Annotated in this window: 2 protein-coding genes (1 of these 2 running past the window's edge); both read left to right on the plus strand. The window is 64.2% G+C overall.

All coding sequences use genetic code 11. The features are described 5' to 3' along the window. A protein-coding gene (locus FGU64_RS02010) for an LEPR-XLL domain-containing protein (RefSeq protein ID WP_180375611.1) crosses the window boundary here: on the plus strand, positions 1 to 11,506 show its 3' end. Its footprint begins 24,188 nt before the window's first position; 11,506 of the gene's 35,694 nt are visible here — the last part of the coding sequence; the start codon falls outside the window, past its left edge; the stop codon is at positions 11,504 to 11,506. 87 nt (positions 11,507 to 11,593) lie between these two features. Continuing rightward, positions 11,594 to 13,420 (plus strand): efflux RND transporter periplasmic adaptor subunit, encoded by a 1,827-nt coding sequence (locus FGU64_RS02015; RefSeq protein ID WP_180375612.1) that lies wholly within the window; start codon positions 11,594 to 11,596, stop codon positions 13,418 to 13,420.

Here is a 13,420-nt window from a genome sequence, read left to right on the forward strand (position 1 = left end):
TTCCAAGACGCGCGCCTATGGTTCGCAGAACATCCCCGTCTACGACGCGGCGACCGGCAAATTCGTGTCCGCCGGCGATGACGGCGAGGACAGATTCATCGTCTACTACCTGCAGGACACCGCCAGCCAGACCGGCCCGAATATGGTCACCAGCGCCGAGCACACGCTGACGCTCGACGGCCAGGCGGACACCGACACCTATCTGGTCTACACGCTGGGCTCGCAGGGCAACGCGCGCAACTACGTCATCAACGTGCTCGACACGGGCAGGGAAGACGACGGCGTGGACGAACTCTCGATCTTCGGTTTCGACAGCGCCAAGAACGGCGCCAGCTTCCAGACCGACGACATCTTCCTGCTGCGCGCGGCGGCCTACCTGCCGAACGAGACGGCCGACCGGCCGGGCTATGTGGCCCTGCTGCACGGCACGCTCGGCCCGTACCAGGACGTCGTGCAGGGCAACGAGGATTCGAACGAGGTCCAGCGGATCAACTACGACAGCGGCCTGAACGGACGGCTTACCGTCGAAGGCCGCGGCGGAAACGACGCCTTCTTTACCGACGATACCACCGTCATCACCACGCTCGACGGCGGCGCGGGCGATGATACGTTCCAGATCGGCCAGATATTCGGCGCGCAGCGCGACACGGCCGATGGCGGCCTGCTGCCGCAGGACGTCTTTCCGAACCTCGTGGCCACAACCCGTGGCTGGCTGTCGGCCGGCTCCTCGTCGCCCACGGTCGCTCAGGGCGGCACGGGCAACGACACCTTCCGCGTCTATTCCAACCAGGCTGAACTGCGCCTGGAGGGCGACGACGACAACGACCTGTTCATCGTCCGCGCCTTCGCGCTCGCAGCCACGACCGATTTCGACTGGAACGGCGACGGAACGATCAACAAGGCCGACCTCGATGCCGGTGTTGCGATCCTGAAGGGCCTCGACAACGGCTCGATCACCTTCGGCAGCCTGTCGAATGGCGCGGCGCTGCAGTCCAGGATCGGCAATGTCTTCGACATCAATGGCGACGGCGGCATCAACTATCTCGACCTTCTGATCACCGACGATCCGACCGACGACGTCATCGTGCTCGACAATGAAGGCGTGGCGACGCCCCAGATCGGGCTTGGCTTCTCTGTCGCCCAGGCGCCCGACATCCGGGCCGGCGGCGGCCAGGACGAGGTCCGCTACAACATCAACGCGCCGGTCTCGGTCGACGGCGGCGCCGGCTTCGACAAGCTGGTCATCCTCGGCACCGAGTTCGCCGACGACATCGTCATCACGGCGAAGGGCATATTCGGCGCCGGCCTCAACGTGCGCTACTCGACCGTCGAGGTCGTCGAGGTCGACGGCCTTGAGGGCGACGACGAGTTCTTCGTGCAGTCGACCGCCTTCGGCGTCGCCTACCGGGTGATCGGCGGGCTCGGCTCCGACACGATCAACGTGACGGGAGACGTCACCGAGGACATCATAACCCGCGAGCTGGAAGGCGTTTCCGGCGCCGTCGATCACCTCGTCACCTCGAACGACCCGCTCTATAACGGCGTCGTCGTCGACGGCTTCGATTACAACGTCTCGACCGCGAACGAAGGCCTCGTCGTCATCAACGAGGAGGCCGCCGGCGATACCAGCTCGGGACGCACCGTCGTGCGCGAGGAGGATCAGGCTCATCAGTTCACCGACTTCTACACGGTTCGGCTCTCGCAACAGCTGACGGCCGGCCAAGTGGTCTACGTCACGGTCTCCGCGGCGCGCTCGCCGCAGGAGGAACGTACGATCAACCCTGCAACGGGTCTTCCCTACGACCTCAATCCGTCGTTCCTGACCGATGCGCTCGGCGACTCGATCTGGCTCTCGACCGATCCGCTTTGGGGCAATCACACCAATACGTATGACGGCCAGCTGGCGACGACGGCCGACGATGGCTTCATGCACAAGGTCACGATCGACGGCCACGATATGTGGATTCCCGATCGCGCCGTCGTCCTCAAATTCGATGCCAGCAACTGGAACCAGGAACAGAAGGTTTTCGTCTTCGCGCCCGACGACCAGCGCTCGGAGGGCGACCGTGTGGTCGTGGTCCAGCATTCGGTCATCTCGAATGTCGACGCCTATGACGGCGCGGATGTACGCAACGTCGAGGTTCAGGTTCTGGATAACGACACCCCCGGCGTCTATGTCCGCGAGATCGACGCGGCGGGCAATCTCGACGACCGCACCATCGTGATCGAGGGAACCGACACCACCAAGCTGACCGACCAGATCGAGCTTCGTCTGGCCAAGGCGCCCGCCGGCACGGTCGTGGTCGACATCGTGCTCAACGACTTCGCCGACAAGGCGATGAAATTCTTCAACACGAATGCGGACAGCCGCCTGACGTTGTTCGCCGATCCGACCTACGACGCGGTCAACGATCGCATGGTGGTCGGGCAGGTGACCTTTAACGCCGGCGACTGGAACGATCCGATCGCGCTCGGCGTCGAGGCGCGCGACGACTATGTCCGCGAGGATGTCCAGACGGCCGTGGTCGAGTTCGTGCGCAACGACGCACTGACCACCGATACGAACTACGTGTTCCCCAACCTGCGCTCGGGCCTGCAACTCCTCGACGTGGAAGTGCACGACAACGAGACCTCGGGTGCGGTCATCATCGAGAGCGGCACCGGCACGCAGCTGATCAAGAACGTTCCGGCCGGCAGCGGCAGGAACGACACCTATCAGATCCGCCTGACCCGCGAGCCGGACGCGACGGTTCGGGTCGCCGTCCTCACGGACGGCCTCGCCGACGTGGTCAAGATCGGTTCCACGGTCATCTCGCCGGAAGACTATGCGGTGATCGGCGGGCTGCAGGCCACGCAGATGTTCACCGGCAATCTGGTGTTCGGCACCGAGGGCGGGTTCCTGACCATCAAGCGTGGCGCTGGCTCCGATCTCGGCAGCTTCATCGATCAGGGTTTCTTCGGTGCTTCCGAGGCCGCTCATCAGGTCTTCAGCGGCAGCCTGACCTTCACCACCAGCGGCGGCAAGCTGGCGCTGAATGGTGCCGGCCTCAACACGCTGGGCTTCGCCGCGGGCGACAAGATCCGCGTCAGCGCCCCCTCGGCGAACGGCTTCGACGTCAACAATGACGACTATCAGGTGCTGAGCGTCAGCGCCACGCAGATCGTCCTGACGAAGACCGGCGTGTGGGACAAGGCGGGCGCTTCCAGCCAGCCCGTCATTCTCAGCGAGTTCGTGCCGGTGGAAGGCCAGCGGATCCGCATTGGCGGCAGCGCGGTGGCACAGCAATTGCTGAGCGGCAGCCTGACCTTCGGCACCAATGGCGCCAATCTGGCGATCACCCGCGCCGGGCTCGGCGCTCTGGGCCTTGCTGTCGGCGACCGGATCCGCATCGACGCCACCGGCGCGTTCTCCGGTAACGACGGCGATTATGTGATCCAGTCGATCGGCGCCAGCGAGATCGTCTTCACGGCGCTTGCGGCGGCCGACCCATGGGCGGCCACGGGCGCCTCGCCAACCGCCGTGTCGGTGAGCAAGCTCGTCAGCAATGACGGCGACTACCAGATCGCGTCGATCTCGGAGGACGGCAAGACCATCACCCTGACCCAGGCGGGCACCTGGAACGCCGCCGGCCAGACGGCCGATCCGGCCGTGCTCAGCGACCTTGCCAAACTGTTCTTCTTCGAAGGAACCGTGAATTACGGCCAGGAAACCAACCCGCAATCCTTCCCCGGTCAGTTCCTCGACAGGGGGCTGACCGGCGAGCAGGCTGGATGGCTCTCCGAAGGCTTCCTCGAAGGCATGTGGGTGCGCATATCGGACCTCAACGGCGTCAATCCCGACATCGAGGCCAAGATCCAGCTCATCCGCGGCGACAACGCCGGCAAGGATGCGAAGCTCCAGCTGATCCATGTCATGATCGACGGCGTGGAACAGACGCTGAGTTCGACCTGGCTGGGCGACGCCACGGCGGACAACGTGCGCGTCGCACGCATCGCGCCGGAAGCGGTGTTCAGCGGCGGCGACGCTTCGGCGCCCGATGCCTGGCATCAGTTGCAGACCGTCGAACTGGCGGCCGACGTGGATTACATCGTCCCGCCGACCCGCGACGGCGTGAAGATCTTCCCGGTCTCGACCCATCTCCTGTCCAAGCTGCGCGGCCCGCTGGCCGTGGAGGGCGGCCCGGCCGGTGCCGACCGTTCGCTGACCGCCGGCGTCAAGCTGCCGGGCGAGAAGGACGCCTTCCTGATCGCCATCGGCGCGCAGCCACCGGAAAGCCAGCAGATCGACGTCCTGAACATCTTCGACGACTCCAGCCAGGCGGACGGCAACGGGGTCATGGACCAGACGACGCTGCGCGGCTTCGGCATGGCGGGCGACCTCGTCTTCAAGGGGTTGAGCGGCCCGCTCTTCGGTGAAGCTGCGGCAGGTTCCACGCAGATCGTGGTTCCCGGCGGCATCAGCTTCGGCAAGGTGAACTACGGTTCGGCCAGCGTCGGCACCGACGGCCACCAGAGCACCATCGAAGTGTTCAACCTGATGCTCGGGCAGGGCAACGACCGCCTCGACATCGGCGGCACGCTCGACCCTGCGCCGTTCGTTTCGGCCCAGAATGTGTTCGATTACAACAATGTGGGCCATGACCCGGAATATCCGGCCAATGTCACCATCCGCAGGGACGGCTTCGACTGGAAGGCACAGGGCTTCCTGCCCGGCCAGACGGTCACCATCGAAGGTGTCGCCGGCAGCTGGACCGTGCTCTCGGTCGAGGATGCGTTCTATCTCGACGGCAACGGCCAGAAAGTTTCCGACGGGCACGGCGGATATCTGCGCGATCCCAACGACAACTCGATCCTGGTGCTGAGCGGGCCGGCCTTGCCGGCGGGCCTGACGGGCGAACGCAAGATCGTCGCGGTCGATCCGCTGGTGCTGGAGAGGGTTGCCTATGACGTGGCCTATACGGCGACGGGCGGCATCCTGACGCGCAGGGACGGCCAGAGCTGGGAGGACCATGGCTTCCTCAAGGGCCACCTGATCAACATCGGCGGCGAGAACGGCAGCTTCGATCAAGCCAGGCAGTATCGCGTCCTGTCGATCGACGGCGACGTCATGGAGTTGCTGGGCGAGCCGATCGCCAGCGCCACCAACGCCAGCGCGAACATCTGGGTCCAGGGCCCGCATGGCGGGCTGACCATGGTGCATGGCGGCGGCAATTTGCCGGTCCAGACGACAGGCTCGTATCAGACCGAGACCCGCGGCGGCCAGAACATCCTGACCCGGCTCGACGGCCGCAACTGGCAGGCCGACCGCTATGTGGTCGGCCAGTTCATCCAAGTCGGCAACGAGGGCGAGACCCGCCAGATCCTCGGCTTCGGCAATGCCGCCGATTACGGGGTCGCGCGCCCCGCCGGCGAGTTCGCCACATGGGGTACGGGTTCCGTGCTGATCCTTTCCGGCCCGGATTTCGGCACGGCGGCGACCATAAGCGACGTCGACCTGCATCGTTCGATCCCGCAGCGCGTGGAAGTGCAGATCGAGGCGACACTGGTCGTCGACACGCTGACGCGTGCCAGCGGCAACTGGCTCGACGACGGCTTCGCGGCGGGGCAGGTGATCTATATCGAAGGCCTGCCGGGCGGCTTCACCATCAAGTCCGTCACTGCGACGGAACTGGTGCTGGACGGCGCTGCGATCCACGACTGCGTCATCGAGGAAGGCAGCTCGATCACCGTCTACCGGATCGACCTGCGGCAGGATTCCGGTCCCGAGGTGGGCGGCGATCACTTCGTCATCGCACCGGCCACGCCGGACAGCGTGCTCGCCGGCCCGAACAGCCCGCTCGTCGTCTATGGCGACACGAGCCAGGACGGAACTTGGTATTCGGGCCGGTCCTTCGACCGGCTGGGCCAGGAATTCGGCCAGAAGCCCTTCGATCCGTTCCCGCAACTGCCGGATGAGGAAAACGAGGATAATGAGTGGGTCTTCCCGCTCGCCAACCGTTTCGTCTATTTCGGAAACGACATTATCGACGCCAGCGCGTTGTTCGCCAATCTGTACGACCAGAACGGCAACCTGACAGGCAACCTGCCGAGCGTGGGCTTCACCGCCTATGGCGGGGCCGGCAACGACCTCATCATCGGCAGCCAGGCGGGCGACCATCTGGCGGGCGGCTCGGGCGACGACACCATCTACGGCCAGGGCGGCAGCGACCACATTTACGGCGACAGCGGCTTCAACGTGAACATCCTGACCCGCGCGCTCGATGTGGCCACTTCCGACGCCAGCCCGGCGCCGACCATCGATCCGCGGCTTGGCGCCAGCGACCAGACCTTCAAGCCGGTCAAGGTCCAGACGCCGATGCGCGACGATATGGCCGCCGGCAACGACTTCCTGGATGGCAACGGCTCCATCAACAAGGACATCCCGAATATCATCTTCGGCGACCACGGTGTCGTGAAGCAATTTGTGGACGATCCCAACCTGCCTCCGGTCCTGCTGCAGAAGATTCAGACGACGGACCTGTCGACCGTGATCGAGATCAGCACGGCCGAGCCGCAGAACGGCGGCGACGACATCCTCTACGGCAGCGATATCCCCGATATCCTGATCGGCGGCAGTGGCAACGACATGCTCGACGGCCGTGAGGACGACGACCTGATCTTCGGCGACAACGTCAAGCTGACCCGCAGGGGTGGCGACGACGCCAACCTGCTGGACGACATCCAGAACCTGCGCTTCCAGACGCTCGCCGGCACGTTGCTTTATTCACGCACCGACCGGCCGGTTCCGGCCGGCGTGGATCCCCGCTATGCCTATGATGCGACAGGCGCCAATTCGCTGACCGAATACACCTCGGGCAGGCTGCTGACCGATGGCATCGCGCGCAACTACCGCGACCCGACCGGTCCGGAATGGTGGGCGGAATACGCGATCGACTATGCCCAGTACCACACCTTCGCCATCAACAATGGCGAGGCCGGTATCGGCTCGTTCGGCAACGACTATATCGCCGGCGGCGCGGGCAACGACGAAATCTTCGGCCAGCTCGGCCATGACGTGATCCAGGGCGACGGTTCGATCGACGCAGCAGTCATGGGCACCGCCCATGTCGGGGCCGCTCGCAAACCGATTCGGCTGAGCGATCTCGACGGCCACGGCATCGATGATCCGGCAGGCGCGCTTTTCGTGGTGCCGAGCTTCGAGGCGGCTGGCGACGGACAGGACTATATCGAGGGCGGCGGCGGCCGGGATGTCATCTTCGGCGGCCTCGGCCAGGACGACCTGGTGGGCGGCTCCTCGGACTTCTTCAGCCTGACGACTGCCGAAAACCGTCCCGACGACATGGACTGGATCTTCGGTGGCGCCGGACTTCGGATCGATCGCAACGATGGCTTCGATCCAACATTGGGCCAGGTTCCGGGTGCCACCAGCTACGGCGCGGACGTCGTCACCATCGAGGACGGCACGCCGTTCGCAAGCAAGCACGGCCGCGATTCCGATGCGATCGTGGGCGACAATGGCGACATCATCCGCATTGTCGGCATCAACCACACCGACGTGAACCCGCATCCGGAAACCAATCCGTTCGGGCAGAACTACGTCACCTTCAACTACGACAATTACGGCGGCGAGAGGATCGTCGTGCGCGGTATCCGGCTGCTCGACTACACGCCGGGCGGTCCGGACTTCAAGCCGGAGGACTTCTCTCTGGTCGACCCCGCCACGACCGCGACGACCGCCGACGACGACATGCGGCCGATGTTCTCGCTTTGCTGCTGTGATCCCCATACCGGCATATGGGCCCGTTTCGACATCGGCGGTAACGACGAGATTCACGGTGAAACCGGTGATGACTTCATCTACGCAGGCGGTGGCGGGGATGTCGTCTTCGGCGATGCCGATGACGACGACATCATCGGCGGCTGGGGTTCCGACTGGATTTCCGGCGGCACCGGCGCCGACGGCGTACTTGGCGACGACGGTCGCATCTTCACAAGCCGCAACACTGCGAGCCAGTCCCTTGCCGAAAGCCTCTACGGCGTCCTGCCGCTGCGCGCCACGGATCCCGACACCAGGACCAGCCAGGGCGACGTGTTGAACGAGTTGATCCATACGCCGGGCAACGTCCAGGTCGAGTTGATCAACGTGGCGGGTGCGCTCACGAAGTCGGTCGACCTCACACCGTTCAACCTGACGGACGTGGAACTGGGCGCAGCCAATCCGTTCCTGTCCGATCAGCAGTTCGCGGACGACGTCATCTTCGGTGGCCTGGGTCAGGATTTCCTGCACGGCGGCTCCGGCGACGATGCCATCAGCGGTGCGGAGGCGCTCGGGGAATCCTATGCTCCGCGCTTCGACAGCCTCGGTAATTTCGTCGGGCTGATCCGGACCGATTTCAGCCGGCCTTACAACCCTGGCGATATACTGCACTTCGGCTCCGGCGATCCGCACTGGAACGAACCCAAGCCCGTGCAGAGCCGTACCGGCGAATTCTTCCTCTACAACGAGTACGATCCGCGCCGGGTCATTCTGTTCAACGGTGACGCGGGGCAGGTCTGGAATGGACCGACGGCCGCGAATGGAGGCTTGCCAGCCATCAGCCAGGACGGCATCACCGGCGGAACGGAGCTTCTGCAGTACTTCCTCAACTGGCGCAGCGACGAGGGCGTCAGCGTGCTCGGCTATGTTGCGTTCAAGCCCGACGGCCAGACGCCTGATCCGACCGTGCCGCAGCAATACCGTCAAAGCGATGGGGACGACCGCATCTTCGGCGATCTGGGTAACGACTGGATCGTCGGCGGTACCGGTCGCGATCACATCTACGGCGGCTTCGGCAACGACCTGATGAACGCCGACGACTATCTGGGCACGATCAATCCGAATCCGCCCCATGCCAATCCGGGCCAGTTGCCCTTGCACGGCACCGACGAAAGCCCGGACACGCACTGGAGCTATGAGGACCGGGTGTTCGGTGGCGCGGGTCTCGACATCCTGATCGGCAACACCAAGGGCGATCGCCTGATTGACTGGGTGGGCGAGTTCAACAGCTACATCGTGCCATTCGCGCCCTTCGGCATCGCGACGGTCAGCCGGCAGGTGCCGCCGCATCTGTACGACTTCCTCTATGCCCAGGCGTTCTCGGACGGCGTGGATATCACCCGCTACACCGATACCGGCACGTCGAACCACAACCAGAAATACTCGAACGTCACCACCATGCAGGGCGGTATCGACGGCGAGATGGGGCTGGTGACCCAGCAGGATCACGGCTACTGGCAGAACCAGACCGGCGGGCCGACCGATCCGCAGGCAGGCAATGTTCCGGGTGGACGGCGCGACGTGCTGCGCACGGCGGCCTTCAACGACGGCACGCTCGACGTGTTCGCGGCCGACCAGGGTAAATTCGCGGTGTCCAGCGCCGCGATGTCGGTGCAGTCCGACAGCCCGACCGACCAGGCCGCGGCGGTGTTCTACGCCGACCAGTACCTGCCGGTCTATTTCGAGATCACCGCCAAGATCACTGCGGAGAAGCCGACCGGCGGCTGGAAAGCCAATTCCTACATTATCTTCGACTATCAGTCGCCGACCGACTTCAAATATGCCGGCATCAACATATCGAACGACCAGATCGAAATGGGCTATCGCGATGCGAGCGGCTGGCACCAGGTCGTCAAGTCGAACAAGCCGGTGCAACTGAAGCCGGGTACGGCCTATGACGTGCTTGTCGCCGTCAACGGCACCAATGTCACGGTGAGTGTCGCCGGGGTGAACTGGTTCAGCTACACCTTCGCGCCGCGCATCGAGGACGGCGAGCCGCAAGGGCTGAACAAGGGGATGATCGGCGTCGGCAACCAGGGCTCCAAGTCTGCGGTCGACAATTTCACGCTGCAGATCCTGCCGCCCGAACTGACGCTGGACTACACCGATCAGTTCGACAACGCGCAGGGACGCTTCCCGCTCGCCGCGACCACAGGCTGGACGTTCAGCAACGGCAGGCTGATAGCCAATGGCGGGGCCGCTCCAAACACGTTCAAGCTCGGCACATCGCTGGAAGCGGACTCCTATCTGGAAGTCGAAACCAAGCTGTCGACTGTTTCGACCGGCGGCATCGTTTTCGACCGCTATGCGGCGAACGACTACAAGTTCATCACGCTTGATGTCGTCAACGACAAGGTGCTGGTCGGCCATGTCAGCCCGAAAGGCGGCCTGACGATCGACGCGAGCTTCAGCAAGGTTCTCGACGCGAATGTCGATTACTCGCTCAGGCTCATCTTCAAAGGCGCGTCGGCCAGCATCCAGGTCAACGGCGGCCTCGTCGGCACTTATGGCTACAACTCGGTGCTGGTCGATGGCGAGATCGGTCTGATGACCGGCAGCGGCGCGACCTCGTTCGACCGCTTCCAGGTGCGCACGACCGACCCGTTCTTCGACACCTCCTCCAGCCTGATGGCCGCCTCGTCCGGAACGGCCGGAAATGCGGCCAGTCTGACGGACGGGGCGCCTATGGAAGCCCTGTTCGACCAGGCAGTCGCGGTGTGGAAGGCGAGCGGACGCTTCGACGAGCAGCAGATTGCGGCGCTGTCCGATGTCACCATCGACATTGTCCAACTCGATGGCCGCACTCTTGGGCGTTACGAGAACGGTACGGTGTTCCTGGATGCCGATGCCGCCGACAACGGCTGGTTCGTAGACCTGACGCCGGCTACCGCCGAGGAGTTCACCTGGCGCGACGGCAAGCTGGTGGCTGTCGGTGGCGGGGCGGCCGAGGGCCGCGTCGACCTTCTGTCCGTGCTGATCCATGAACTTGGCCATGGCCTTGGCCTCACCCACGAGGACGGCGCCTCCGGTGGTTTCGGTACGGTGATGGGCGAAGTGCTCGCAATCGGCGAGCGGCGTCTGCCTGCCACCACCCACGATGCTGGCCTGAGCGTTACCGCCTTCTTCGACGAAGGACTTGGCGCTTTCGTCGGTGGCTCGGCCGTCGGGCGCGAGCAGGGGGCGGCGAGCATCGAACTGCCGCTTCCTGTCATGGGCCCGCAAGCCGACAAGGCCACTCCGGCAAACGGCGGCAAGTCGTCCGGCGGTAGCACGACGGGTTTCTTCGACGAAGGGCTTGGCGGTTTCGTCAGTGGCTCGGCCGGCGGGCGCGAGCAGGGGGCGGCGAGCATCGAAGTGCCGCTTCCTGTCATGGGTCCGCAAGCCGGCAAGGCGACTCCGGCAAACGGTGGCAAGGCGTCCGGCGGTAGCACGACGGGCTTCTTCGACGAACAGAGCGGTGTGTTTGTTGAAGCATCGGAGTTCAAGCTGATGCGTCTCGCCAACGTCAATGGTGATGGCGCTGAGGATGCCTATCTGGTCGTTGAAGCAACCAGCGACGGCCATCGCAACGCCACCCCGGCACCGTCCGACGACAGCGGTGCGGACATCGAAGACCTCAGCGGCATGATCGAGTGGGAGGCCCGCACCGGCCTTCTGCAAAGATTGGCCGGGCTGTTCGGCAGGTCATAAGGCGCGAGTAAAACGAGGTATGCCCGGCGTATGAATGAATTGCTGAGGGGCCCGGCGCCGGGCCAGACGGATCCAGCATCAGGAACGGTGAGCTTCGCCGTTCTTGACCAGGCCCTGTGGCAGAAGTTCCGCAACGCCGCAGGGCCGGAGGAATTCGTAGAAGCGTGGCTGGCGCTTCTTTGCCGGCAGATTCCGGGCGTGATGGCTGGTCTGGCCGTTCTCGGTGAGCCGGATATCGGCCCATTTACTCCGGTGGCATGGTGGCCCGACAAGGAAATCGTCGGTGTCGGCCTTTCCGCCATCGCAGAGAAGTCGCTCGCCCAGCGTCAGGGTGCCATTACCAGCGGCACGGGACCGGACGGAGCGCAAACGGTTCGGCAGATCGCCCAGCCGCTCATCGTCGATGGGCGGGTCTATGGTGTGTGCGCGGTTTCCTCCACCGGGGATGAGATCGGCGCCAGCGAGACCTTGCGTCGCATGCAGTGGGCGGCAGGCTGGATGGAAGTCCTGTTGCGGCGCCAGATGCAGGCCGAGGACCAGGAAGCGCGCGAGCGCAGCCGCATCGCTTTTGACATGCTCGCGACCGTGCTCGACAACAGTGGTATTACCGCAGCGAGTACGGCCCTGGTCACGGAGCTTGCACTACGGCTCAACTGCGATCCGGTCAGCGTCGGCTTCGTCAGGCATCGCCGGTGTTCGGTGGTAGCGGTTTCGCATGCTGCCGATTTCTCAAAGAAAATCAATCTTGTAAAAGATATTGCCGCAGCGATGGACGAGGCCGTTGACCAACGCGCCATCGTGCTGCATCCAGCGCGGGAAAGCTGGGAATATCGGGTCAGCCGCGAACATGAGGAACTTGCCCGGGAGCACAAGACTGGCGGCGTGCTTACCGTGCCGCTACAGTCCGATCACAACTCCATCGGCGCGATCACCTTCATCAAGCCGGCAGGCCGAGAGTTCGATGAGACCGAGGTCGATCTGTGCGACGCGGTGGCGGCCGTCGTCGGACCGGTGCTCGAGGAAAAGCGCCGCAACGATCGCAACATCTTCGTCAAGATCTGGGAAGCATTCGCCAGACAGGTCCAGCGGCTGCTCGGACCCCGCTACTTCGGTCGCAAACTCGCTACACTCTGTTTCGTCGCTGTCGTGGCCTGGCTTAGCGTGGCCACAACCGACCACACCGTCACGTCGCCGGCCATTGTCAGGGGCACGATTCAGCGGACGATCGTGGCGCCCTTCAACGGCTACGTAGCCAGCGAGAACGTGCGTGCCGGCGAAACGGTCCGGAAGGGCGACACGCTGGCGCAACTCGACGACCAGGATCTTTCTTTCGAGCGCTTGAGGCTCTCCACTTCGCGCCAGCAGCGGATCACCGAATACGACCGAGCGCTCGCCAAGTACGATCGCGCCGAGGCGGCGATCATCAAGACCCAGATCGAGCAGGCGGACGCGCAACTGAAGCTTATCGACGAACAACTGAGGCGCACCCGTCTCGTCGCGCCGTTCGATGGTTTTGTGGTCCAGGGCGACCTGAGCCAGTCGATCGGAGCTGCCGTCGAAAGGGGCCAGGAGTTGTTCCGGATTGCGCCCCTCGATACGTACCGGGTCGTCATGGAAGTCGACGAAAGCGACATCGACGACATTGCGATTAACCAAACCGGCGTGCTGCGCGTGGCCTCCCTGCCGCAGGAGCCCATGAGCTACCGCATCGAGCAGATTACCGCGCTTTCCATGCAGAAGGACGGTCGGAACTTCTTCCAGGTGGAAGCCGCCCTGGACCATCCGAGTGCTCGGCTCAGACCGGGCATGGAGGGTATCGCAAAAACGGCGATCGACCGGCGTCTTCTTGTTATGAGCTATGCCGGCAAGATGCTGGATTGGGCCTACCTCGTCCTGTGGCGTTGGCTGCCTTAG

The organism is Mesorhizobium sp. 8, assembly GCF_006351905.1.
Lineage (GTDB): Bacteria > Pseudomonadota > Alphaproteobacteria > Rhizobiales > Rhizobiaceae > Mesorhizobium > Mesorhizobium composti.